We start from the raw sequence: 24,636 nt of genomic DNA, 5'->3' as shown, positions 1-24,636 counted from the left end.
AAAAATCATTGAAAAGTTATGAAAAATATAGCCATAATTCCAGCAAGAGGAGGGAGCAAGCGTATATATAAGAAAAATATTAGATATTTTTTTGGGAAGCCCATTATTCAATACTCAATAGAAACGGCCATACAGTCTGGGTTATTTGATGAAGTTATGGTCTCCACTGATGATGAAGAAATTGCCAGCATAGCCATTGCAGCCGGAGCTAAAGTGCCCTTTCTCAGGACAGCCGAAACGGCCAATGATTTTGCTACTATTACAGATGTGGTGGCTGAAGTATTACAGCAGTATCAGTCGGTCAGAGGAGAAGTATTTGATAATGTATGTTGCATTTTTGCTACTGCACCTTTTGTTACCAGTCAGCGAATAAAGGAAGCACATGAGCTTCTGATAGCGCAACGCTATGCTTCCGTTTTCCCTGTTGCCCGTTTTTCTTATCCCATCATGCGTGCATTGAAAATAGATGATCAGACAAATTATGTTTCTATGATCTGGCCCGAATATTTGAACTCACGCAGCCAGGACATACCAGATGCTTATCATGATTGTGGACAGTTTTACTGGGCTGATATTCAGAAGTTTAATAAGTTTAATACGTTTTTTACACCGGAAACCGGCACCCTGGAATTAGGCGCACTTGAATACCAGGACATCGATAGCGAAGAAGACTGGCAATTGGCAGAGGTTAAGTTCCGGATGTTTCAGACAAGATAGGTTGAAATGTTAAATTAATTTTATAAATAGGGGGTAATACTTCATTTCACCGTAATAAGTATGACTTACGGTAATTGAAAACGTATTAACCCAATGAAAAAGTTAATTTTAGGGACAGTTCAATTCGGTCTCAACTATGGAATTAATAACCAACTAGGCCAACCTCCAGTAACGGAAGTTTTTGAAATTTTGGCCTATGCCAACAAAATGGGGATAACCTGTTTGGATACCGCTGAAGACTATGGTGTCGCGCCCAGGTTAATAGGTGATTTCCATAGTCAGTACACAGAAGATCGCCGGTTTAAAGTAATATCGAAAATTTCCCACAATTATAAAAAGCAAGAATTTGTTTCAGAGCATTTGAAGGATAGCCTTGATATACTTCAAGTTTCATCTTTGGAAGGGTATCTGTTTCATAATTTTTCGATGTACAAAAGTTCGCCAGAACTTCTGGATGAGCTTACCACCCTGAAGTATAAAGGATTGTTACAAAAAGTTGGTGTATCTATTTATACCAATGAAGAGTTATTGGAGATAATTAAGGATGATCGTTGCGATATCATACAATTACCCATGAATCTGCTGGACAATTCATTTCAAAAGGGGGAGTTGTTACAAAAGGCAAAATTTGCCGGTAAAGAGATCCATGTAAGATCAGTTTATTTACAGGGGTTGTTTTTCATGTCTGCCGAAGCCATTCCAGGCAATCTTTACCAGTTAAAGCCATACTTACACCAAATCAGGAGCCTGGCCGATGAGGCTTCTATAAACCTGGCAAGCCTGGCTTTACAATACATTTACAATAACCCGTTAGTTGATAAAGTGTTGATTGGTGTTGATTCTCTCGAACACCTTTCGAATAATATTGATGCGCTCAACAGTCCTATGGACAGCATGGTATTTAATGAAGTTAATAAAATTAAAGTAAAGGAAACCTGGTTATTAAATCCTGTGAACTGGAAATGAAAATAATTGCTGTAACCCAAGCGCGTATTGGTTCTACGAGGCTTCCCGGAAAGGTGTTAAAGACTATAGGAGATGTTTCTTTATTGCAAATACACCTGGAAAGAGTATTACGCTCCAAACTAATTAATAAGCTGATTGTTGCCACCACTCACGAATCAGGCGTTGAGGAAATTTGCCGTATAGCTCATAATCTTAATGCTGATACTTATTGTGGCGACACCAATAACGTGCTGGATCGCTTTTATCAGTCGGTAAAAGATATTAAGCCAGATTACGTGGTGCGTGTTACGTCAGATTGCCCGCTTATTGATCCGGAAATAGTGGATGATGTGATTCATTTTGCCACTGTCAATAAGCTCGACTATGCGTCCAATACGTTACTTGCTACTTACCCGGATGGAATGGATGTGGAGGTGTTTACCTTTAAAGCACTGGAAAAAGCCTGGCTTGAAGCGGTCCTGTCGTCCGACAAAGAGCATGTAACACCTTATATCTGGCGCAACTCTACTTTTAAAGGAGGCCAACTGTTTCGCTCAGATAACGTACAAAGTGATCTCGGCTACGGTAGCCTGAGATTAACAGTAGACGAACCTGCTGATTTTGAATTGATTACCAGACTAATCGCGTCATTTGGTACACGCGCGTCCTGGAAAACTTATGCCCGATTTGTTTCCCAGGAGCCCACCTTAAGACAAATTAATGAACACATTACGCCCAATGAAGGGTATCTCAAATCACTACACAACGATAACATATAATACATGAGTCTGCAATTCAAGAATTCAAATTTTTACAGATCGCGGATACACCAGTTAATTCCTGGTGGCGCGCATACATATACCAAAGGAGACGATCAGTTTCCTGATCTGGCTCCAGCTGCGATTGATCATGGAAAAGGCGCCTATGTTTGGGACATTGATGACAATAAGTTTCTGGATTGTTCCATGGGGTTAACTTCTGTGAGCCTTGGGCACGCTTATGAACCTGTTTTGGAAAGGGTAAGGGAAGAACTGGATAAAGGTGTTAATTTTCAACGACCGTCCTATATTGAAATGGAAATGGCGGAAAAATTCCTGTCTCTGGTTCCGTGTCATCAGATGATAAAATTCTCCAAAAATGGCTCTACAGTTACTACTGCTGCAGTAAAGCTAGCCAGGGCTTTTACAGGCAGAAAATTAGTAGCATTTCCCTCAGACCACCCTTTTTATTCTTATGATGATTGGTTTATTGGTAAAAGCGCCTGCGATTTTGGTGTGCCTGGTGAAATGAGTGCATTATCTGTAAGTTATGCGTCAGACAATCTGGAGTCACTTACTGCCTTGTTTGATAAATATCCCGGACAGATAGCCTGTGTTATCTCAGAGCCGGAGAAAAATTTCGGTATCCCGGAAAATTATCTGAAGGATGCTATTGCCCTGGCACATAAAAACGGCGCCTTATATATTGTAGATGAAATGATTACGGGATTTAAGACTGATTTTCCCGGGTCTATTAAGAAGTATGGCATTGAGCCTGACATGGCTACCTGGGGAAAAGGAATTGCCAACGGCTTTTCTTTTTGTGCCCTGACAGGTAAGAAAGAGATAATGGAGATAGGGGGAATTAAACAAAAGGGCGAAAAGAAGCTGTTTCTGATCTCGACCACACATGGTGGCGAAACACATGCTATTGCAGCCGGACTTGCCACTATCAAAGAATTTCAGGAGAAGGACGTTATAGGACATAATCACCGGCTGGGAGATTACCTTATCCGGCAGATCAAAAGTGTGATAGCTGAATACAATCTGGGTGAATATATTCAGATTGCAGATTGTAACTGGATGCCGGTTTTTATCTTCAGGAATTCAACTGGTCAGCCCTGCCTGGGAATGAGGTCCTTATTTTTGCAGGAAATGATCGCCCGGGGGGTATTGTTTCAAGGAATCTTTGTGCCTTGTTTCAGCCATACAATTGAAGACGTTGATTATTTTGTCGCCAGCTTCAGGGATGCGGTAAAAATTTATACAGAAGCCCTAACTGCAGGATATGAACGATTTTTGACAGGTTCACCTGTGGCACCGGTGTTTCGGAAGTATATTTAATTTTATTTTATTCTAAATATATTTGCAAATACGAAATTTGGACTAATTTTGAGAGAAATGGGCATTAATTGGTTGAAAATTAATGTATTTTGGAGTTTGAAATATAATTATTCAGGATAAAATTAAATAAATAACACCCTTAATGAAGCGTAAGGTCTTTTTCAGGGCAGATGGGAATGATAAAATTGGTTTGGGACATGTAATTCGCAGTTGTGCTATGGCACATATGTTAAAAGAAGAATTCGAGTGCCATTTTTTTATCCGTAATCCTTTGCCTTCATTAAGGCAGGAAATTCTTCAGACTTGTTCGTTCATTCATGAATTACCAGATAGTATAGATTATATAGAGGAAGCTGAAACCTGGAAAAAGTCGTTAACGGGGAATGAAATAGTTATATTGGATGGGTATCATTTTGATACAGCTTATCAAAAGACCATAAAAACCGCCATACATAAATTAGTATGTATAGATGATATACATGCATACCATTTTGTAGCAGATGCCGTGATTAATCATGCCGAAGGCCTGACTTATCACGATTATTCTGCTGAGCCATACACAGAATTTTTTCTGGGAACAAAATATGCCTTACTAAGGAAGGAATTTCTGAGTTCAGCAAATATCGGAGAAGAGGGTAGAAAGGACGATATCTTTATCTCCCTCGGTGGAGCGGATATAAATAATGATATTATCAAGGTATTAGCGTTGCTGGAAGAAAAAATGGTGCGTCAGAAATGTCATTTGGTCATAGGATCCGCTTATAAACATGAACTCTCACTGTCAGCTTTCCTGAAAGAAACGCGGTTGGATGTCAGTATATATAAGAACTTGTCGGCAACGGACATGGTGAAGCTTATGAAGATGTGCAGGTTTGGTATTTGCCCACCCAGTTCTGTATCGTATGAATACCTCACAGTGGGAGGCGAATTATATCTTCACATGACAGCTGATAATCAGAAAGATATTAACAGGTTCTTTCTACAGACAAATTTGGCTTTTTCATTGGAAGATTTTCCGGTTGCAGATAAAAAGCTGCAGTCGAAAAGTCGTATGCTACAGCAAGAATATTTTGATGGCCAATCCGACAGAAGGATAAGAGATATTCTTGAAAATTTATCTGCAATGGATTTAGCTATAAGGAAAGCAGATGCGGATGATGTACAGCTTTATTTTGATTGGGTAAATGATCCGTTAGTCAGAGAGTTTGCGATCAACACCCAACCAATAATTTTTGAAAATCATTATGGGTGGTTTCATGAGAAATTAAAAAGTGATACAGCATATCTGTATGTAATAGAACAAAACCATAAACCGGTTGGTCAAGTCAGATTTGATATTGACAAACTAACAGGGGAAGCTGTAATTGATTATTCTGTTTCGACAAACTATCGGGGAAAAGGTATTGGGAAAAAGATGTTGCGCGTTGCGATTCAAAAGTTATCTGCTGACAAAGCGGATAAACTTACGTTAATAGCATTGGTGAATGAGATGAATATTCCTTCTTGCAGAATATTTGAGAAACTGGGATTTGAATTGGAAGAAAACGATCACTCTAACGGAAACTTGTTTAAGACCTATAAACAGGTAATAAGCGATTAAAATAAAATAAATGATTATTGTCGCGAATTCAAATCCTGTCCATAAATGGCTTGAAGAAAAGAGCAAAATGGAGTTGGATGCCATAATAATAAGTTCGAAAGAAGAACTGGTGTTTAAGAATTTAGAAACCCTTTCCCCTGAGTTTATTTTTTTTCCACATTGGTCTTCTATTATCCCATCTGATATTTATGACCATTTTAATTGTGTCGTATTTCATATGACGGATCTGCCTTATGGCAGAGGTGGCAGCCCTCTTCAGAACCTTATTGTAAGAGGGAAAACAAAGACGATGATTTCTGCCCTCAAAGTAGAGAAGGGCATTGATACAGGAGATATTTACCTAAAGAAAGAGTTGTCGCTGGCAGGAACGGCTGAAGAGATATTTATGCGCGCCGGGAAAGTGATATATGAAATGATGAAGGAGATACTGGAAACCCGCCCTGCTCTAAAGAAACAACAAGGGGAGCCGCTGCTTTTCAAGAGAAGAACGCCCGCCGAGAGTAATCTGAAGGAGGTAAATACGCTGGAAAATGCATATGACTTTATCAGAATGCTTGATGCGGAAGGCTATCCTCACGCTTTTATTGAGAACGAATATTTCAGATTTGAGTTTACCAGAGCCTCGTTAAAAAGTGAATCAATTATAGCAGATGTTAGAATCATTAAGAAATAAGAAAATATTATTGGTAGTTGCTCATCCGGATGATGAATTACTGGGCGTGGGTGGTTCCATGCACCGGTTGATAAAAGAGTTTGGATGTATTGTTAATGTGATAATATTGGGAGAAGGAATTACTTCCAGATCTGATCTGAGAGATCGCGAACTATGGAAAAAAGAACTCGAAATTCATCAGGCAAATATCCTGAAGGCAAAAGAGGCCATAGGTTTCCATAGTGTAAAAACCTATGATTTTCCCGATAATCGCTTTGATACTGTTGCACTTCTTGATATTGTTAAAGTTGTGGAACAGGAAAAGAAAAATACAGCAGCTCAGGTAATTTTCACTCATCATGGAGGAGATCTGAATGTTGATCATCAGCGAACATTTGAAGCTGTAATTACGGCGTGCAGACCGATGGAAAATGAACCGGTGAGAACGATTATAACTTTTGAAACGCCTTCCGGAACAGAATGGCGCGCTTCTACAGATCCAAGGCATTTTATACCAAACATGTTTTTGCAAATAAGCGAAGAGGATTTACAAGCTAAGGTGAAGGGCATGGAGGCTTATGAATTTGAAAAGAGAGCATATCCTCATCCGCGCTCACCTTTGGCATTGAAAATTTTAGCGCAGCGTTGGGGTGTTGCAGTGGGATGTGAATACGCTGAAGCCTTTGCAATAATACGCAGTATTGCTTAATCATTACTACCAGTAATAATAACTATATGGAAGATATTCAAATTGCCAATAGAATCATAGGAGATAATCATCCTCCATTTGTGATAGCCGAGATGAGTGGTAATCATAATCGCTCAATAGACAGGGCATTCGCGATAGTAAAGGCGGCCAAGGAAGCAGGCGCTCATGCTATTAAGCTACAAACATACACACCAGATACAATGACTATTGATCATAGAGGAGGTTTGTTTGAGATTAAAGATGAGAACTCTCTGTGGAAAGGAAGAAACCTATATGAATTATATCAGGAAGCCATGACCCCCTATGAATGGCATAAGCCCATTTTCGATTATGCGAAAGAACTTGGTATTATTTGTTTTTCTACACCCTTTGATGAACATGCGGTAGATATGCTGGATGAGCTGGGTGTTCCTTGTCATAAGGTAGCTTCATTTGAAAATAACGATCATCCCCTGCTCAGAAAGATAGCAAAGTCCAATAAGCCAGTGATCATGTCCAGTGGAGTTTCTACACTGGCAGGTTTGGATGAAGGAGTATCTGTTTTAAGGGATAATGGTTGTAAGGATCTTGTACTGCTTAAATGTACCAGCTCATACCCATCATCTCCTGAAAATACTAATCTGGCGACTATTCCCCACATGAAACAGCTCTTCAACTGTCACGTCGGCCTTTCAGATCATACGATGGGAGTGGGTGCTGCTGTGGCGTCTGTAGCGCTCGGAGCAAGGGTAATAGAAAAGCATTTTTGTCTTAGCAGAGCCGAAGGTGGCGTGGATAGTGCATTCTCTTTGGAGCCTGATGAGTTTAAATCCCTGGTAATAGAGGCCGAGAGAGCGTTTCTGGCTATTGGAAATATACAGTATGGTATTCAGAATGCAGAAAGAAAAAGTCTGAATTTTAAACGCTCTGTGTATGTAGTGAAGGATATCGCTGCCGGCGAAATATTTACTAAAGAAAATATCAGAATAATAAGACCGGGAGACGGATTACACCCCAAATTTTACGAACAGCTGATCGGCAGTAAAAGCAACAGAAATTTAAAAAGAGGTGAACCTTTTACCTGGGATAATAGTTACTAGGAAATCTGCAGTCAGCTAAATTGTAAGCTGACTGCATAAAACAACCTTATGCTGTACCTTTGATAAGTGTGCTACTTAATTAAACTTAACCAATTCTGGATTGTCTTAGCATAATAATAATTAACTACTTAGTTGATTTGTTAAATAAATTTTAAATAAGTTGTAAAGATTCGGATCAAAGAATAATTTGACTATATAAATATATCTCCTTTACAAATTTGTATACAAGCTATTTATCTCCCGCACACTATGGAAAGTAATCAAGTTTTTCAATCACATAAAACTAGATTTATGTTTGCAGCATTGGTTTTGTCACTTTTTTCTATGTCTGTTTCATGTTCAAAAGACTCAGTTGTTAAGCCAGCTTTAATTGCAACAGACACTGCAGCGTGCGACGTGGATACCATACAATTGATTTATGATAAGCAGAAACATTGCGCGTTTACGGATTTGATAAAATTTGAGAATAATTATTACTTGACTTTCAGGGTCTCAGATGCGCATGTGTATGGGAAAGATGGGCACGTTATTGTACTCAAAAGTCCGAACGGAAAGGACTGGACGCAGGAAGTGGATTTCTCCGAACCTGGTCTTGATCTCAGGGATCCTAAGTTCAACATTACCAATAACAACCATTTGGTGTTTTACACGCAGGGAGTACAGTACAACACCGACAAATCTCTAAAGACACAGCGTGGGTTAATTGTAGAAGCAACCAAACCTCTTTTTGAAAGCAGCCAGCCTACATTTATGAACTTTCCGGAAAATCAGGTTTTCTGGCCATGGCGATTCACTAAGTATAACAATGCATTTTATGCAATTGCCTATAATCAAAATCCACATGTATTTAAACTCATAAAAAGTAAAGATCTGAAGACAGTGGAAGATGTACATGATTTAAGTACCATCTCCATGGCAGCCTCAGAGTCTACTATCAGGTTTTATAAAGGGAAGTGCTATGTTCTGATCAGACGTAATGGTCCAACCCTGCTTGGTGTTGCAGATGCCAATAACCTTTCAGATTTTAAATGGACGGAGTTGCCGATGTTTGGTTTGGGCGGCCCCAACTTTATTTTCTACGATGATAATACATTGCTGATTTGTGGCCGTGACTATACTTCACCAGGTGACTACAGCTATGGCAGTATGAGAACATCGTTGTTTGTTTATAGAATTAAAGAGAATAAAACAACCCGTGTATTAACCCTGCCTACGTGGGGAGATACCTCTTATCCCGGACTCTATCTCAATAAGAACAATTTATGGATAAGCTACTACTCAACAGATAATGTTTCTACAAAAGTTTATCTGGCTAAAACAAGGTTAACGCTAAATAAGTAATCAATTAAAATTTGTGAATAAGGAAAATAAAGCAAGCGAGGGCTATCTAAAGAGTACAGTTATTTATGCGATTGGTGATATCATACCTAAAATATTAGCATTTATATCTTTTCCGATACTGACTAGTTATTTAAGCACAGAAGATTATGGAATTGTAAATTATATCAATTCTATTTCGATGTTTCTTATTGTGTTTAATATTTTGAACCTGAATACTTTTTATATTATTCACTATTTCAAATGTGAAACAGTAAAGGATCAGAAGCAACTCTTAGGAAACCTGACTATATTTATTTCCTTGTTTAACCTGGCGATACTGGCATTTTTTATAATTGCGGGTTATATATTTGATCAGAACTTTAATGCTAAGATTGCTTTCTTTCCCTACATTTTTTTAGGGGTTCTGGCTAATTTCTTTAACGTGTTTTCTATACTCCCTTTGGCTTCTTTCAGGGTGAAAAAGCAACCGCTTATGTTTGCCGGGATGAGTATATCGAAAAATGTATTGCAGTTATTGATTACTGTATTACTGGTTATTGTTTACAAGATGTTGGCCCTCGGTGTTTTGTACAGTATCCTGATTGCGGCTATCGTGTTTTTCTTTTATTATGTTTATTATACGCTAAATAACGCAGACTTTATCTTTAATTATCAGCAGATAAAGTCTGCGTTGCTTTTTTCTCTGCCACTGGTACCCGGAACGCTGGCCTATTTGCTTATCAATTTACTGGACAGGGTAATTATTGCACGATACCTTTCTTTAAGTGATTTAGGGATATATGGAACTGCGGCTACTTTAGGTTTGCTGATTAATATTGTGTCTACCGGGTTTTATCAGGCTTTAGAGCCTCTGATATTTAAAAAATATTCAGAGAGCGGTTTCAAGCAAGAATTTATACGTATCAGGAAAATGATGCTTGTTGTTTTACTCGTGACGGCAATGGGAATCGCATTGTATTCGCAGGAGTTCTTGTTTTTTATGTCTGCGCCCAGCTTCCACCACGCTTATATCTATTTGCCCATTTTGCTGCTGGGGGGTATAATGGCAGGGATAAATATGCTGTATTCCACGCTGATAACTGCCAGCGGCCATACAAAAACAAATTCGCTTAATATAATAATAGGCTGTGTTGTCAGTATTCCCTTAAACTTTCTGTTAGTACCCCATATCGGTGTTATGGGGGCAGCTATAGCCTTTATGCTAGCCTTTGGGATTATCCTGGGGTTATCTGTTTACAAAAGTAATTTCCGTTTTCTGAGTTTTAAGGAACTTTTGGCAATTCTCTTATGGATCTGCGTGGTGGCGCTTTCTGTTTACTATTATCATTTTAAACCAGGATTAAGCTCCATTATAATAAAAATGCTTATTATATTTGGATTTTCGGGGATATTGATTTTGTTGACAGGAATAAGAAAATTCAGAAAAACGTTCTAAGGAGTATCTTTTAATGAGGCATATTTTTTATATACATTCACCAATAACTTATCTTTCAGCTGTTGCAATAGCAAGGCATCTCTCTCTTACTAAGGAAGATGTGCTCTTTATCTGTGATGGGTTTAATGGTCCCAATAATGATGAATTTACCGTTGTTGATCTGAATTATTTTTATAGTGGAAAGAATCGTTTTACCAGAACGCTTAAGTTAATAAAGCATTTCAATAAACCTGCTTTATTGGATAAGGTCATATATAATTTTACAAAAGGACACCCCTTTCAAGCATACGTGGCCGTTTTAAGGCAATGGGAGAAAATATTGGTTTCAAATGAAGACTGTGTGGGATTCCATTTCTTTGAAGAAGGGCTTGTGCATTACTTTGAAGAAGAAACTATTTCCAGCATAACAGTTCCAAACGGGAAAGATGCGTGGAGATCGAGTTTGCAACACCCCCGTGATTGGAGAAAAATGGTTTATGAAACAGGTCTGTTGCTGAGAGGCTATAATGCCAGGTTACAGGCGCTGCCTTTTTCCTATTCGTGTTATACCGGCGTGAAAGACGTCCACTTTTTTGCGTTTACCGAATCAGCATTTCCCCTGGCAAATCCTGCGCGGAAACAAATTATTTCATTCCCGGATAGTGGAGGTGCTGTTACTTATGGTGGATTACTGGACAACAGTGTGATCTGGATAGGGGATAATGGGGTGGATTTCTACGGATATAGCAGTCAGATGTATTGCAAAGGGATTGAAGACGGACTGATCTGCTATCTGAAAGAAAGGGGAATAAAGAAAATTTTTGTGAAATTCCATAGAGGAGAGAGTCTGCAGATGCAAAAAATGCAGGAAATGCTGTTTAGTAAGAATGGTATTGAAATTACTATCATACCAGGTGATATTATTATGGAATTGGAATTAGCCAGTGCCAAAAATGTAAACCTTTGTGGTGTATACTCCAGTTTGTTATACTATGCAGCAGTAATGGGGCATCGGTCCACCTCCATATTTGATTATATCAGCAGTGAATATAGTAAGCCGCTTGAGGGAAGAAATATGGATTTTTACTGGGAGAAAGTTAAAAAATTGTAGCCTTAAATTTGAAAATCACTATGTCACTGCCCTTATTAAATAAGAAAATATTATTTATATGCCCTATTTTTCATAATTACCATGCGGCAATTACTGAAAAACTGCAGGAGATGGGAGCTACTGTACTTTTTTTCCCGGAAAGAGAATACGGGCTTTCCTTTAAGCTTATCAATAACTTTGCTCATAGCAGACTGGCGGCTTTTCAGGCTAAGCACTATCACAAAATATTGAAGTCTGTAGAGAACGAAGAGATTGATTATCTCTTTGTGATCAGGGGATATATGCTGCCACAAGAATTTATGGAAGGTTTCAGGAAAAATCATCCCGGCGCTATTACAATTATGTACCAGTGGGATTCAAACAGAACTAACCCGTTTGTTCATCTGATTCCAGCCTTCGACAGGGTATTATCATTTGATTTTGAGGACTGCGAGGTGAATAAGTCTGTTGATTATCTGCCACTTTTTTATACAGACGACATCACTCATTTTATTAACAGGTCATCTGTTAAGGAATATGACTTTTTCTTTATGGGATGGTTTTTCCCGGAGAGATATGCTGCTGTTGTGGAATTTAAAAAGTACTGCGAGCTGAATAATTATCGACTGAAAGCCTTTCTATTCATTCCTTCCACCTCTTATCTTAAGGAGCAATTAAAAGGTAGGAAACTTGACAGAACAATTGTTTCTAAGGAAAGAATGAGCAGACAGGAGTACCTGCAAATACTCAATGCTTCCAGGGTTATGGTTGATGTGAGTAATCCCGGGCAGACGGGGCTTGCTATGCGGATCATTGAGTCGTTCGCCTGTGGAACCAAAGTACTTACCAACAATAGAAGATTGGAAAACGACTCTTTTTATACTCCGGGTTATGTAGATTTTTTTGATGATAAAGCACCTTCCGTTAATCGGGAATTTGTGGAGAATGCTGTTGAATCAGCTAAGCCAGGAGTTCTTTCTATTAAGGAATGGTTAAATTTGATATTTGCAAATCAGGAAAAAAACTGCGTATAAATGAAAACTAAGTGGCTGACTAATCCTTTTTTCGTTTACATTATCAGTTTCCTGCTGGTTTTTCTTGTCTATAGTCTTGGATGGTCGAAACAATATCCTCCTGTTTCGCTGACGATTAAGCTCTTTTTGTTCGCCACATTTATCATCTCTTTTTTTCTTGCGTTTATCCTGGAAAAAACCAGGATGAATGTTTTCCAGGCAATTCCAGTGAGCAAGTATCTGAAGGTTGGTGTTGGAGCTCTTTATTTCGGTTATTTTCTGGAGTTCGCTTATTCAGGTGGCGTGCCACTCTTATTAGCAATAAGGGGGGGATATAGCTATAAAGACTTTACAGGCATACCCACATTCCACGTATTGCTGGCCACCTTTAATATTTTTTATTCCACTTACATATTCCATCAGTATACATCTACCACCGGACCCCGTCGAGGACTATTGTGGATGTATATTTTATCGGTATTACCGATGCTGTTGGTATTGAATAGGGGCTCCATCGTTCTTACACTCGGCTCCAGTTTTTTTGTTTACTTAATGAAGCTAAAAAGACTGAAAATTACCACTCTTATTGCTATACCTACCGGATTTCTATTGTTGATATTTCTTTTTGGCGTGATCGGGAACATGCGATATTCGGTAAGCCAGGAAGACAAAACATATATATTAAGGATTGGTGGAGCATCTGAAGAATTTATCAATAACAATGTTCCTGCTGAGTACTATTGGGGATATTTATATATAGCGACTCCTATCGGCAATTTTCAAAATATTGTTTCTGCGAAGGATGATGTGCCCGTTAAATATGATAATATTCCCTTTTTCGCACTAACAGAGCCTTTCCCGGAATTTATATCAAAGCGGCTTGTCAGCATTTTTAAGTTGGATGATCCTGGAGACTCCAGTCCTAACTATCTTGTTATCGAGGCGCTGAATGCACCTTCCGTTTACTTTCAGTCTTATAGCTTGCTGGGGTGGTTGGGAGCATGGCTTATATTTGGACATTCAGTCCTTATAATGCTGTTTTATCCTTTTTTAGTTGGACGCAAGTCAAAGTATTACGTTACCGCATGGACTATGATGGTGACTATTGTTTTGATGAATATATTCAGTAATATGTGGCATGCTGCAGGCACAAATTTGATTTGGCCTCTAATTTTTGCTATTTTCGAGAAATACAAGTTAAAAAAGAATGAACAATCCAAGACTTAGTATTGTAGTTGCCTTTTATAATGTGGAGAAGTACCTGGATGCCTGTCTTAGCAGCGTTATCGATGCCAGTATTGAAGATTCCGAAATAATTGTTGTAAATGACGGATCAACTGATCGGTCCTTTGAAATAGCAACAGCTTTCCAGCAGCGTTATCCGGATAAAATAAAAGTTGTAAATAAAGAACAGGGGGGAATGAGTGATGCGAGGAATTTCGGCCTTGCAGAGGCAAGGGGTGAATACATTATGTTTTTTGACAGCGATGATCTTGTTATGCCCGGCGTTATTAATAAAATGCTTCACGCAGCCGTGGAGTCAGGGGCAGACATAGCAGTAGCCGATTATTATGAATTTGAAGATGGCAGTGAGCAAAAAAGATACCGGCATGATATGGCGGCATTTGATGAGCCGCTGGTGAGCGAGGAAAAGAGACTGATTCCGCTCTTCAAAGTGGAGATATCTTATGCCATTTGGAATAAGCTGTATAAGCGTAGTTTTCTTCTTTCCAATGGCCTTACTTTCCTGAAAGGGTATTGGTTTGAGGATCTTGATTTTATTTTCCGGGCCTTTTATAAGGCAGGAAAAGTAATAAAAGTAAACGAATTGCTTTATGGCTACAGGCAAAGGCCAGGATCCATCATGAAAAGTATTTCTCGAAAAATTTTGGATAAAATTGATGTGATGCGTAAGCTTGGAACCTATCTGAAAGAAGAAGGAAAGTTCCGGCAATACGAATCCTGGTATAATCTTCTTTACGTAAAAATGTCATTGTCGGTCCTATATTCTTCGTATAAAAATATGAAGGATAGGGAGCTGTCGATGGGGATTATTAAAGAGGTACTTGACGATCCTTATTTCAGAGAAATAACCGGCAGTGGACTAAAGGAAGAACATTTTTTAAAAAAACAGGAGAAGATTTTATACAGATTGATAAAGTATAAGATCGTCAACGGTTTTACATTAAGAACGGCAAGCTTGATTTTAAAATAATTGATTTCATTTGACTCTTTTTACAAAATATGGTATACTAGGTTCTTATAGACTGTTGATGTCAATTATAAGAACCAGAGCATTTTATCGACCGGCAAGGCTGATCCGTTTTCCTTTTGAGATCCGTAACAAACGTTATATCAAAATTGGTAAAGGCCTTACTACCGGCAGGTATTGCAGGCTTGAAGCACATCCGTTATCAGCCTCTCAGTCAGCCTGTATTACTATTGGAGACAATGTGCAGATAAATGACGCTGTACACATTGTAGGAAGTGTAGGGGTCACAATTGGGAATAACGTGTTGCTGGCAAGTAAAATATTTATTTCCGATCTGAACCATGGTAATTACAGTGGAGCCGGCATACATGATTCCCCGGAAAGTATCCCAAAAGACAGGCCGTTGGGGCACAAGCCGGTGGTTATTGAAGATAATGTGTGGATAGGAGAATTTGTAAGCGTATTACCCGGGGTTACAATCGGAAAGGGAGCTATAATTGGCACTATGTCGGTAGTGACCAAAGACATTCCAGCCTATACCATTGCGGTAGGTAGCCCCGCAAAAGTGATAAAGAAGTTTAATTTCGAATCTCAACAATGGCAAAAAATATGAGTAAAAAAGTATTAATTACGGGAGGAGCTGGTTTTATTGGAAGCAATCTGGCGCTAAAACTTATTGATAAAGGATATCAGATCACCGTCCTTGATAGTTTATCACCCCAGATACATGGTGAGACCCCGGAATCTACTTCTCCTTTATTCAAGCAGATAAAAGATAAAGTAACCTTTATTCATGGTACCGTTACTTCCAGGGAAGACTGGAAAAAAGCAATTGCAGGCCAGCACATTATCGTGCATTATGCAGCTGAAACCGGTACAGGTCAGTCCATGTATGAGATCCAGAAGTATGTGGATGTTAATATTAATGGTACTGCTATCATGCTCGATTTACTGGCAAATCATCCGCATACAATCAGTAAGGTGGTAGTAGCTTCTTCCCGTTCCATTTATGGAGAAGGTAAATATATGAGTAAAGAACTTGGAGTGGTTTACCCGGGACATCGTACTGATGATTATATGCTTAAGGGAGACTTTGAGGTGAAGTATCCTGGCTGCGATGCCCCACTTACACTGCTTCCTACTGATGAGACGTCTAAAATACATCCGTCGTCTGTATATGGGATTACCAAACAGAACCAGGAACAAATGATTATGACGGTTTGTCCGACTATTGGTATCGCCCCGGTTGCCTTCAGGTACCAGAATGTTTATGGTCCTGGCCAGTCCTTATCTAACCCATATACAGGTATCTTGTCTATTTTTTCTACAAGAATCAGGAATGGCAATGACATAAATATTTTTGAGGATGGACTGGAGAGCCGTGACTTTGTTTTTATCGATGATGTGGTGAGTGCAACTATCCTGGGTATTGAGAAAGATAGTGCAAACGGCGAAGTTTTTAACGTTGGGTTTGGTGAAGCTACGGATGTGTTAACAGTGGCCAAAACGCTGATTAAATACTATGGTATTGAAGTGCCGGTAAAGGTTTCTGGAAACTATCGTCTTGGTGATATCAGGCATAATTTCGCAGATCTTACAAAGATTAAGAAGCTCCTTGATTTTTCTCCTGCGTTTAACTTTGATGCCGGTGTCAAAAAATTCGCGGAATGGGTAATGCAGCAAGAGATTATGGAAGATAAATATTCCAAATCAATTGAAGAGATGAAGTCACGAGGCTTATATAAATAGATATGTTAGAGGGTAAGAAAATACTTTTTATTTCTCCGGCTTTCTTTAATTATGAGAAAGATATTAAGAATAAGCTGGAGTCATTTGGCGCTAAGGTGGATTTTTATGATGAACGCCCTTCCAATGAGGTGCTGTCAAAGGCACTGTTACGTGTAAGTAAGAAGTTTGTCCGGTCTTCTATTAAAAAGCATTATGATCATATTTTTAATGAAATAAAAGATAAAGAATATGATTTTTTCTTCCTGATAAAAGGAGAGGCTACCCCAGCTTATTTTTTACAACAATTCAGAGATATTAATACCCGGACACGCTTTATTTATTATTCTTATGATTCTGTAGCCAATAATACAAACGCCGTTTCCAACCTTCGTTATTTTGACGTCAGCTACTCTTTCGATGATCATGATACTTCTTTTATAGAGGGGCTAAAATTCCGGCCCCTGTTCTACCTGGATGAATACGCGAAGGAAAGTAAATCTGACGCAAAATTTGATGTTTCTTTTATTGGTACAGTTCATTCAGACAGGTATCACACTGTCAACAACCTGGTAGAGGAAATTGAACGTAAGCTGCAAAAGCCTTTGAGAAAGTATCTCTTCTTTTATTGTCAAAGTATCCTGTATTTCTATTTCAGAAGGCTAACAGATAAAAATTTTAAAGGCGTTAAGAAATCAGATATCTCCTTTGCTCCCATGCCTAAAAAAGACATCTTTAAAGTATTTGACGAAAGCAAGTGCGTTATTGATATACATCACCCTAATCAGACAGGTTTGACAATGCGCACTATTGAAGCAATTGGAGCGAAGAAGAAAATTATTACTACCAATGAACGTATTCGGGAATATGATTTTTTTTCCCCTGCTAATATTATGATCATCGACAGGAAAAAGCCGGTTGTTGACATCGCTTTTTTTGATACGCCTTATCAGTCGATAGACGAGGCGATTTATAGGAAATATTCAATAGGATGCTGGATCAGTGAGATATTTGAGAACTAAAAAAGTTTGATTATCTCGAAGTATTTGTGCAAATTTCCATTTTGGATGAACTTTTAGGTAATAAGCAGATGGAATTCGAATAGCTTAATCTGCGAATTAGAAGCAAATGAGTAAAAATATATTACTAACGGGTGCGGGCGGTTTTCTGGGAAAAATTATCGGACGTACACTGTCCGGTGATAATATCAGCACATTGGGAAGGAATAGTGATTCCCGTTACAGATATGATCTATCCAAAGAAATACCTGTATTGAATGAGCGGTTTGATATCGTTATACATGCAGCAGGTAAGGCGCACATTGTTCCTGAGAATGAAAGTGAAGCCCTTGATTTTTTTAATGTAAACCATCAGGGAACGCTTCATCTTTTACAGGCACTTGAAAGCTTTCCTCCAAAGTCATTTATATTAATAAGTACGGTTGCTGTGTATGGGAAAGAAAGCGGTGATCTTATTGGTGAAGATGAGGGATTGGAAGCGAACGATCCGTATGGAAAGAGCAAAATCCTTGCAGAAAGTGCAGTGAAGGATTGGTGCGAAAAACATAAAGTGATTTGTACCATTTTCAGATTGCCTCTGATTGCCGGTCCTAATCCTCCGGGAAACCTGGGAGCTATGGTTGCCGGTATAAAAAATAAACGATACGCCAATATTGCAGGCGGGAAAGCGCGTAAGAGCATAGTACTGGCTGAGGATATTGGAAAGATTATACCAGTGGCTGCAGGTATTGGTGGTGTCTATAATTTAACGGATGGTTATCATCCTTCATTTAAGGAATTAAGCCAGCTGATAGCAATACAGGCCGGCGTAAATAAGGTGTTGAATATTCCTGCATGGATGGCTTCTTTGCTTGCGCTGGCGGGAGATATACTGGGTAGCCGTTTTCCTGTTAATTCAAGAAAGTTAAACAAAATAAAACTGAACCTGACTTTCGATGATAAACAGGCAAGAGAAAAGATAAATTGGAATCCTACCAAAGTATTGGAAGGATTTAAAATAAATTAGCAGGTAAGCGCATTTAAATTATTGATACTATATGAACCCAATTTTTGATTTAAAAGAGTTTATTTCTCAATCAATAACTGAAAGGCGGGAGAGTCTTCTTAAGAAGGATCTGGAGACTTTTCATCAACAGCTGGACGACGCACTTACAGGTAAAAGTTGCCTCGTGATCGGCGGAGCAGGCACTATAGGAACATCCTATATAATGGCTTTGCTCAAATTCAGAATTGAGAAGCTGATTGTTATTGATATCAATGAAAACGGTTTAACTGAATTAATCAGGAATATCCGGAGCTCTGATGATGTAATTGTTCCGGAGATTATAAAAACATACCCTGTAAATTTTGGTGACAGGGTATTTGAAAAGATATTTAATCATGAAGGGCCATTTGATGTAGTAGCAAACTTTGCAGCACATAAGCATGTAAGGAGTGAGAAAGACAGTTTTTCGATTGAAGCTATGATCGATAATAATGTCTTTAAGGCCAATCAATTACTGGAGTTGCTGAAAAAGAAACCACCACAGCATTTTTTCTGCGTTTCAACAGACAAAGCAGCGAACCCGGTTAATATCATGGGGGCCAGTAAGAAATTGATGGAGGATGTTATTTTATCCTACGCTGATGCAATCCCGATTAAAACTGCCAGGTTTGCTAATGTTGCATTTTCGAATGGGAGTTTGTTGTTTGGATTTCTTGAACGTATTTCCCGGAAACAGCCCCTTTCCTGCCCACTTGGTATTAAGCGTTTCTTTGTATCGCCAGAGGAATCAGGCCAGATTTGTCTCATCGCCTCCATTTTAGGTGAATCCGGAGATATTTTCTTCCCTAAGCTGGATATGGAGAAAGACCTGGTATCTTTCTCTGATATAGCACTGGCATTCATCAAGGCACTTGGCTATGAACCGGATATCTGTTCAAGCGAGGGCGAAGCTATTGAGAAAGCAAAACATTTGTCGAAAGATTCTACCAGCTACCCGGTTTATTTTTTCGATTCTGATACATCCGGAGAAAAGCCATACGAAGAGTTTTATACGGATAGCGAAGAACTTGATCTGCAATTGTTTTCAAATCTGGGGGTAATTAAGAAGGCACCTCAGTTGAAGACAAAGGATATTCAATCGATAATTAAAAATCTGACAGATAAGTTTGAAAGTCAGAACCTGGTTGATAAAAGTGAGATTGTGTTGATATTGAAAGAGTATCTTCCAAATTTTGACCACATCGAAAAAGGCAAAGGGTTAGATCAAAGAATGTAACATATGTACAAGTTCATAAAAAGACTATTCGACATCATACTGTCTCTGGTAGTATTAACAATATTGTTGCCTGTTTTAATACCCCTGGTTATTTTACTGAAGCTGACCGGCGAAGGAGAGATTTTTTATTTTCAGAGAAGGATTGGGTACAAGAATGAATACTTCGATATATGGAAGTTTGCAACGATGTTGAAAAACAGTCCTAATATGGGAACAGGCATGATAACACTCAGAAATGATTCGAGAGTTACACCGATGGGTGGTTTCCTGCGCATGACCAAGTTGAATGAGTTGCCTCAGATTATTAATGTTCTAAAAGGTGATATGAGCATAGTAGGGCCACGGCCGTTGGTCGACAAAACATTTAATGCTTATCCGGAAGATATACGCTATAAAGTGTATGACTCAAAGCCTGGGATTACTGGGATTGGATCTATCGTGTTCCGGGATGAGGAGAAACTGTTATCTACCTGTACAATACCGCCGCAGGAATATTATGATACTGTGATAGCTCCCTATAAAGGGGAACTTGAAATCTGGTATAATGCCAGAAGGAGTTTGTTGGTCGACTTTCAAATTATATTCCTGACAGCCTGGGTCATCGTATTTCCTTCCTCAAGGTTAATGGACACTTTTTTCAAAGATCTTCCCAGGCGAAAATTTTAAATAACCTCATTACCCAGGTACATTTTTAGGCATGACTGAGATTATTATTTATTTTTGGCAAAGATTATAAAAAGAAGTAGATGAAAAAGGCCTTAATTACGGGTATTACCGGTCAGGATGGAGCATACCTGGCCGATCTTTTATTAAGGAAAAACTATGAGGTGCATGGTATAAAGCGCCGATCTTCCTTGTTCAATACTGATCGCATTGATCATTTGTATCAGGATCCCCATGAAAAGAATGTGCATTTCAAATTGCATTATGGTGATCTGACAGATAGTACGAATTTAATTCGCATTATCCAGGAGGTACAGCCAGACGAAATATATAACCTGGGTGCCATGAGCCATGTGCAGGTGAGCTTCGAGGCGCCTGAATATACCGCAGATGTTGATGGTGTAGGTACTTTGCGGATTCTTGAAGCAGTGAGATTATTAGGATTAGCCCAGAAAACAAAGATATACCAGGCTTCCACCTCCGAATTATATGGACTTGTGCAGGAGGTGCCACAATCAGAAAGAACTCCATTTTATCCACGGTCTCCTTATGCTGTGGCCAAGATGTATGCATACTGGATTACTGTAAATTATAGGGAAGCCTACAATATGTTTGCCTGCAATGGTATTTTATTTAATCATGAGAGCCCGCTCCGTGGCGAGACTTTTGTGACCAGGAAAATTACCCGTGCAGTAGCGAAGTTGTCGTTAGGTATGCAGGATAAGCTCTTTATGGGTAACCTCGATGCAAAACGTGATTGGGGCCATGCAAAGGATTATGTAGAGGCAATGTGGCTGATATTACAGCAGGATAAGCCGGAAGACTATGTAATTGCTACTGGTATTACCACTACTGTAAGGGATTTTATCACAATGGCATTTGCTGAGGTTGGGGTAGAGATAGCGTTTAAAGGCGAAGGAATAGAAGAAACGGGATATGTGAAAAGTTGTACGGGAAAAGACGGAGCCCTGCAACCTGGTCAGGAGATCGTTGCAATAGATCCCCGGTATTTCAGACCAACAGAAGTTGAGTTGTTGATTGGAGATCCCACAAAGGCGAATACACAGCTTGGCTGGAAGCCAAAATACGATCTGCCTGCACTGGTAAAGGAAATGGTAGCCGCTGACCTTGAACTTTTTCAGCGGGAGAAATTACTGAAAGACGCCGGTTACAAAGTATTGAATCAATTTGAATAGCATGAACACGCAGGACAAAATATATGTTGCAGGTCATAGAGGAATGGTTGGCTCGGCTATAGTGAGACGTTTGCAGAAGGATGGCTTTAATAATATTATTACCCGTACCTCTAACGAGTTGGATCTGCGTGATCAATTGTCAGTAGCCTCTTTTTTTGCTGAAACAAAGCCCGATTACGTATTTCTTGCTGCCGCCAAAGTCGGTGGGATAATGGCTAACAATACTTATCGCGGACAGTTTATCTACGAAAATCTGATGATTCAGAACAATGTCATTCATCATGCACATCTGAATGATACTAAAAAGCTGATGTTTCTTGGTTCATCCTGTATTTATCCCAAATTGGCGCCACAGCCACTGAAAGAGGAATACTTGCTCACCGGCCCGCTCGAACCCACCAATGAACCTTATGCTATAGCCAAAATTGCAGGTATTGAGATGTGCGATGCATACCGGGCACAATATGGAAGTAATTTTATTTCCGTGATGCCAACCAATCTGTATGGCCCCAATGATAATTATGACCTGGCTACTTCTCATGTATTACCAGCAATGCTTCGTAAAATGTATGAGGCTAAAGTCAAAAACCAAGCGGATGTTATTATCTGGGGAACGGGAACCCCTAAACGGGAATTTCTGCATGCCGACGATATGGCGGATGCCTGTTTTTATCTCATGCAAAACTATAATGAAAAAGGACTCGTAAATATTGGTGTTGGAGAAGATATAAGTATAGGGGATCTTGCGCAGTTAATAAAGAGAATTGTAGGTTTCGAAGGCAACCTCATATTCGATACAAGCAAGCCTGATGGTACCCCCAGAAAATTAATGGATGTAAGTAAATTGCATAGTTTAGGTTGGAAAGCGAGTCTCAGTCTTGAAGAAGGTATTACTAAAGTTTATGAAGAAGTAAAAAAGGAAAATTGGGGAAAATGATGCTGCTGTGATGCAGAAACCCCCGGTTTTTCTATTTTTGTACTAATCCCCATCTGTCACCTTAATGTATTGAAAACATTATCTTTGCGTCTTGATAAGCCGTGGTTGTTCCTATCAGTATACCACAAAGGTTTGTCAGGATGTTTGTGAAGCCTGATTCCGTGTACATTTTTAAGCAAACAAAAAAGAGTTAATGAAACACCTCATTTGGATGGTAACAGCTTTGTTACTATTTGGTGCAGCTAATGCGCAGGAAAAGTTGCCCGTAATTGTACCTTATAACCCTTTGGATATCCGGGACCTTTACCTTGATAGCAGCAATCATCACACGGCGTTTAAGCCCATTTTACATGAAGACACGAGCGCCATGTACACTAATCCGGATACGACTAAACGTAGCTTGTTCCACCGGAAATTGTTTAACGAACACCTGTTGGAATACAGAAATAAGGATTATAATGTTTTTATTGACTTCCTGCCGGATTTCCAGATAGGCAAATCACGTGACGGAAGCAGAACGAATTGGTTAAATACAAGAGGAGCCAGCATTCAGGCGAATATTGGCACTAAATTTTACTTTGAATCTTACTTTTTCGAAAACCAGGGAAAGTTTCCTTATTATCTTGATCAATATATTCGTAAAAATCAGATTGTACCCGGCCAGGGAGGAATCAAGGATTACAGCGATGGGAAAGCGTTTGATTATAATTATGCCAGCGCATTGTTAAGCTATACCCCTAACAAGTATCTTAATGTAACAGCAGGATACGGACAAAACTTCATAGGAGACGGATATCGTTCCCTGATACTGTCTGATATCCAGTTCAGTTACCCTTATCTGAAGCTTACAGGAACGTTGGGGAATGTGCAATACACAGCTATGTGGGCGCAGTTTATGGATAAACACAGTCAAAGCTTCGCAACAGCATATGATGATCTGGGATACTATAAGAAATGGGGCGTATTTCACTTCCTTGACTGGAATGTAAGCAAACGGCTCACCATTGGCTTCTTTGATGCCGTGATATGGCCGGATGCGGACTCTTCAGGGAGGAAACGTGGATTTGACTGGAGTTATATGAACCCGATTATCTTCCTTCGTTCGGCTGAGTTTTCCGAAGGCTCATCAGATAACGCGCTGGTCGGTTTAAATGCTAAGTTTAAACTATTTCCCAAAACCACTATATACGGACAGCTGGTGTTGGATGAATTTAAGCTGAAAGAAGTGTTCGGAGGAAAAGGCTGGTGGGCAAACAAGCAATCTGCCCAACTAGGTTTCAGGTCTTTTGACCTGTTTAAGGTGAATAAACTTGACTTGCAGGGTGAGTTGAATGTCGTTCGCCCTTATACATATTCTTACAAGAGCACACTCATTAATTATGAACATTATAACCAGTCATTAGCCCATCCGCTGGGAGCGAATTTCTGGGAAGTGCTCGGTATAGCTACTTACCGCATCAAACGCTGGTATGGCCGGGGAGAACTGATGTATTCCCAGTATGGTGATGATCCTGACGCCGCAACCAATTACGGGCATGACATTTCTAAGCCATATACCACACACGTCAGCAATTACGGCAACTGGATTGGCCAGGGAGTTAAAACTAATTTATTATATGCACAGGGAACTATTGCCTATGTGCTTAATCCCAAGTACAATCTCCGGCTGGAAACCTCATTGGCAGCCAGAAGGGTAAGCAACGATATTACCAAAACCACCGACCTGATATTCAGTATTGGTTTACGCAGCACCTTCCGTCAGTTCTATTACGATTTTTAATCAGTAATGCTTAAACATATGCAAGCCCTTACGCTTTCAGCGTAAGGGCTTTTTATTTAAAGATGATAAGAACGAAGAATAATAGGGCAAAGGGCTGAAATAGCTATTTCCCTGGGGAGGTATCATGCAAAGGGAACCAGTAGTCTCTCCCGGATACGAAAATTATCATAATCCCAGTGTT

The 24,636-nt window shown here is 39.3% G+C and carries 23 protein-coding genes; all 23 read left to right on the top strand.

Going from position 1 to position 24,636, the window contains the following annotated elements; all coding sequences use genetic code 11:
* The first annotated feature begins 18 nt into the window (after positions 1–18).
* The 23 genes from pseF to BMW79_RS01420 all read left to right on the top strand — a co-directional run bounded on the left by pseF (position 19) and on the right by BMW79_RS01420 (position 24,455).
* A complete protein-coding gene (gene pseF, locus BMW79_RS01530) occupies positions 19–717 on the top strand; it encodes a pseudaminic acid cytidylyltransferase (RefSeq protein WP_089889624.1) in 699 nt (232 codons plus the stop codon).
* A 93-nt stretch (positions 718–810) separates the two neighbouring features.
* Positions 811–1,683: an aldo/keto reductase gene (locus BMW79_RS01525; RefSeq protein WP_089889621.1), complete on the top strand. Its 873-nt coding sequence runs from the start codon at positions 811–813 to the stop codon at positions 1,681–1,683.
* Positions 1,680–2,441, top strand: a complete 762-nt coding sequence (locus BMW79_RS01520) for a cytidylyltransferase domain-containing protein (protein WP_089889618.1) — start codon at positions 1,680–1,682, stop codon at positions 2,439–2,441. Before BMW79_RS01525 ends, BMW79_RS01520 begins: the two co-directional genes overlap by 4 nt.
* A 3-nt stretch (positions 2,442–2,444) precedes the next feature.
* The gene (locus tag BMW79_RS01515; protein WP_089889615.1) at positions 2,445–3,764 is read left to right on the top strand and encodes a glutamate-1-semialdehyde 2,1-aminomutase; all 1,320 of its coding nucleotides are present in this window, start codon (positions 2,445–2,447) and stop codon (positions 3,762–3,764) included.
* A gap of 142 nt (positions 3,765–3,906) precedes the next feature.
* The gene (gene pseG / locus BMW79_RS01510; protein WP_089889612.1) at positions 3,907–5,364 is read left to right on the top strand and encodes a UDP-2,4-diacetamido-2,4,6-trideoxy-beta-L-altropyranose hydrolase; all 1,458 of its coding nucleotides are present in this window, start codon (positions 3,907–3,909) and stop codon (positions 5,362–5,364) included.
* Between the two features lie 10 nt (positions 5,365–5,374).
* Positions 5,375–6,037: a formyltransferase family protein gene (locus tag BMW79_RS01505; RefSeq protein ID WP_089889609.1), complete on the top strand. Its 663-nt coding sequence runs from the start codon at positions 5,375–5,377 to the stop codon at positions 6,035–6,037.
* Positions 6,015–6,725: a PIG-L deacetylase family protein gene (locus BMW79_RS01500; RefSeq protein ID WP_089889606.1), complete on the top strand. Its 711-nt coding sequence runs from the start codon at positions 6,015–6,017 to the stop codon at positions 6,723–6,725. The genes BMW79_RS01505 and BMW79_RS01500 overlap by 23 nt, the downstream gene beginning before the upstream one ends.
* Before the next feature lie 26 nt (positions 6,726–6,751).
* The gene (gene pseI / locus BMW79_RS01495; protein WP_089889604.1) at positions 6,752–7,804 is read left to right on the top strand and encodes a pseudaminic acid synthase; all 1,053 of its coding nucleotides are present in this window, start codon (positions 6,752–6,754) and stop codon (positions 7,802–7,804) included.
* Positions 7,805–8,095: 291 nt separating this feature from the next.
* Positions 8,096–9,145 carry a hypothetical protein gene (locus BMW79_RS01490; RefSeq protein ID WP_143059045.1) on the top strand — a complete coding sequence of 350 codons (1,050 nt, stop codon included), beginning with the start codon at positions 8,096–8,098 and terminating at the stop codon, positions 9,143–9,145.
* 13 nt (positions 9,146–9,158) lie between these two features.
* Positions 9,159–10,580, top strand: coding sequence for an oligosaccharide flippase family protein (locus BMW79_RS01485; RefSeq protein ID WP_089889599.1), 1,422 nt, complete (start codon positions 9,159–9,161; stop codon positions 10,578–10,580).
* 13 nt (positions 10,581–10,593) lie between these two features.
* Complete coding sequence (locus BMW79_RS01480; protein ID WP_089889596.1) at positions 10,594–11,670, top strand: polysialyltransferase family glycosyltransferase; 1,077 nt, start codon at positions 10,594–10,596, stop codon at positions 11,668–11,670.
* Positions 11,671–11,690: 20 nt separating this feature from the next.
* Complete coding sequence (locus BMW79_RS01475) at positions 11,691–12,683, top strand: glycosyltransferase family protein (RefSeq protein WP_089889595.1); 993 nt, start codon at positions 11,691–11,693, stop codon at positions 12,681–12,683.
* Positions 12,684–13,889 (top strand): O-antigen polymerase, encoded by a 1,206-nt coding sequence (locus BMW79_RS01470; protein ID WP_089889592.1) that lies wholly within the window; start codon positions 12,684–12,686, stop codon positions 13,887–13,889.
* Positions 13,870–14,877, top strand: coding sequence for a glycosyltransferase family 2 protein (locus BMW79_RS01465; protein WP_089889590.1), 1,008 nt, complete (start codon positions 13,870–13,872; stop codon positions 14,875–14,877). The genes BMW79_RS01470 and BMW79_RS01465 overlap by 20 nt, the downstream gene beginning before the upstream one ends.
* 58 nt (positions 14,878–14,935) lie before the next feature.
* Positions 14,936–15,487 carry an LbetaH domain-containing protein gene (locus BMW79_RS01460; protein WP_089889586.1) on the top strand — a complete coding sequence of 184 codons (552 nt, stop codon included), beginning with the start codon at positions 14,936–14,938 and terminating at the stop codon, positions 15,485–15,487.
* A complete protein-coding gene (locus BMW79_RS01455) occupies positions 15,484–16,623 on the top strand; it encodes an NAD-dependent epimerase/dehydratase family protein (protein ID WP_089896741.1) in 1,140 nt (379 codons plus the stop codon). Before BMW79_RS01460 ends, BMW79_RS01455 begins: the two co-directional genes overlap by 4 nt.
* Positions 16,624–16,625: 2 nt before the next feature.
* The gene (locus tag BMW79_RS01450; protein WP_089889582.1) at positions 16,626–17,621 is read left to right on the top strand and encodes a CgeB family protein; all 996 of its coding nucleotides are present in this window, start codon (positions 16,626–16,628) and stop codon (positions 17,619–17,621) included.
* Positions 17,622–17,727: 106 nt separating this feature from the next.
* Positions 17,728–18,624 carry an NAD-dependent epimerase/dehydratase family protein gene (locus BMW79_RS01445; protein WP_089889580.1) on the top strand — a complete coding sequence of 299 codons (897 nt, stop codon included), beginning with the start codon at positions 17,728–17,730 and terminating at the stop codon, positions 18,622–18,624.
* 31 nt (positions 18,625–18,655) lie between these two features.
* Positions 18,656–19,879, top strand: coding sequence for a polysaccharide biosynthesis protein (locus BMW79_RS01440; protein WP_218150267.1), 1,224 nt, complete (start codon positions 18,656–18,658; stop codon positions 19,877–19,879).
* Between the two features lie 3 nt (positions 19,880–19,882).
* Entirely contained in the window at positions 19,883–20,545 is a 663-nt protein-coding gene (locus BMW79_RS01435) for a sugar transferase (protein WP_089889577.1), read from the top strand.
* Between the two features lie 80 nt (positions 20,546–20,625).
* Complete coding sequence (gene gmd / locus BMW79_RS01430) at positions 20,626–21,738, top strand: GDP-mannose 4,6-dehydratase (RefSeq protein ID WP_089889574.1); 1,113 nt, start codon at positions 20,626–20,628, stop codon at positions 21,736–21,738.
* 1 nt (position 21,739) lies between these two features.
* Positions 21,740–22,675, top strand: a complete 936-nt coding sequence (gene fcl / locus BMW79_RS01425; protein ID WP_089889571.1) for a GDP-L-fucose synthase — start codon at positions 21,740–21,742, stop codon at positions 22,673–22,675.
* Positions 22,676–22,868: 193 nt separating this feature from the next.
* Positions 22,869–24,455, top strand: a complete 1,587-nt coding sequence (locus BMW79_RS01420) for a hypothetical protein (RefSeq protein ID WP_089889568.1) — start codon at positions 22,869–22,871, stop codon at positions 24,453–24,455.
* Positions 24,456–24,636 lie beyond the last annotated feature (181 nt).

Source organism: Chitinophaga arvensicola (genome assembly GCF_900110835.1).
Classification (GTDB): domain Bacteria; phylum Bacteroidota; class Bacteroidia; order Chitinophagales; family Chitinophagaceae; genus Chitinophaga; species Chitinophaga arvensicola.
This window is presented reverse-complemented; position numbering and strand designations above follow the sequence as displayed.

Excerpts from the sequence above, each read along its gene's own strand:
- BMW79_RS01440 (WP_218150267.1), top strand. The coding sequence starts at position 18,656 with ATGAACCCAATTTTTGATTTAAAAGAGTTTATTTCTCAATCAATAACT.
- BMW79_RS01490 (WP_143059045.1), top strand. The coding sequence starts at position 8,096 with ATGTTTGCAGCATTGGTTTTGTCACTTTTTTCTATGTCTGTTTCATGT.
- fcl (WP_089889571.1), top strand. The coding sequence starts at position 21,740 with ATGAACACGCAGGACAAAATATATGTTGCAGGTCATAGAGGAATGGTT.
- BMW79_RS01420 (WP_089889568.1), top strand. The coding sequence starts at position 22,869 with ATGAAACACCTCATTTGGATGGTAACAGCTTTGTTACTATTTGGTGCA.
- BMW79_RS01515 (WP_089889615.1), top strand. The coding sequence starts at position 2,445 with ATGAGTCTGCAATTCAAGAATTCAAATTTTTACAGATCGCGGATACAC.
- BMW79_RS01450 (WP_089889582.1), top strand. The coding sequence starts at position 16,626 with ATGTTAGAGGGTAAGAAAATACTTTTTATTTCTCCGGCTTTCTTTAAT.
- gmd (WP_089889574.1), top strand. The coding sequence starts at position 20,626 with ATGAAAAAGGCCTTAATTACGGGTATTACCGGTCAGGATGGAGCATAC.
- pseF (WP_089889624.1), top strand. The coding sequence starts at position 19 with ATGAAAAATATAGCCATAATTCCAGCAAGAGGAGGGAGCAAGCGTATA.
- BMW79_RS01520 (WP_089889618.1), top strand. The coding sequence starts at position 1,680 with ATGAAAATAATTGCTGTAACCCAAGCGCGTATTGGTTCTACGAGGCTT.
- pseG (WP_089889612.1), top strand. The coding sequence starts at position 3,907 with ATGAAGCGTAAGGTCTTTTTCAGGGCAGATGGGAATGATAAAATTGGT.
- BMW79_RS01470 (WP_089889592.1), top strand. The coding sequence starts at position 12,684 with ATGAAAACTAAGTGGCTGACTAATCCTTTTTTCGTTTACATTATCAGT.
- BMW79_RS01525 (WP_089889621.1), top strand. The coding sequence starts at position 811 with ATGAAAAAGTTAATTTTAGGGACAGTTCAATTCGGTCTCAACTATGGA.
- BMW79_RS01500 (WP_089889606.1), top strand. The coding sequence starts at position 6,015 with ATGTTAGAATCATTAAGAAATAAGAAAATATTATTGGTAGTTGCTCAT.
- BMW79_RS01435 (WP_089889577.1), top strand. The coding sequence starts at position 19,883 with ATGTACAAGTTCATAAAAAGACTATTCGACATCATACTGTCTCTGGTA.
- pseI (WP_089889604.1), top strand. The coding sequence starts at position 6,752 with ATGGAAGATATTCAAATTGCCAATAGAATCATAGGAGATAATCATCCT.
- BMW79_RS01480 (WP_089889596.1), top strand. The coding sequence starts at position 10,594 with ATGAGGCATATTTTTTATATACATTCACCAATAACTTATCTTTCAGCT.
- BMW79_RS01465 (WP_089889590.1), top strand. The coding sequence starts at position 13,870 with ATGAACAATCCAAGACTTAGTATTGTAGTTGCCTTTTATAATGTGGAG.
- BMW79_RS01455 (WP_089896741.1), top strand. The coding sequence starts at position 15,484 with ATGAGTAAAAAAGTATTAATTACGGGAGGAGCTGGTTTTATTGGAAGC.
- BMW79_RS01445 (WP_089889580.1), top strand. The coding sequence starts at position 17,728 with ATGAGTAAAAATATATTACTAACGGGTGCGGGCGGTTTTCTGGGAAAA.
- BMW79_RS01505 (WP_089889609.1), top strand. The coding sequence starts at position 5,375 with ATGATTATTGTCGCGAATTCAAATCCTGTCCATAAATGGCTTGAAGAA.
- BMW79_RS01460 (WP_089889586.1), top strand. The coding sequence starts at position 14,936 with ATGTCAATTATAAGAACCAGAGCATTTTATCGACCGGCAAGGCTGATC.
- BMW79_RS01475 (WP_089889595.1), top strand. The coding sequence starts at position 11,691 with ATGTCACTGCCCTTATTAAATAAGAAAATATTATTTATATGCCCTATT.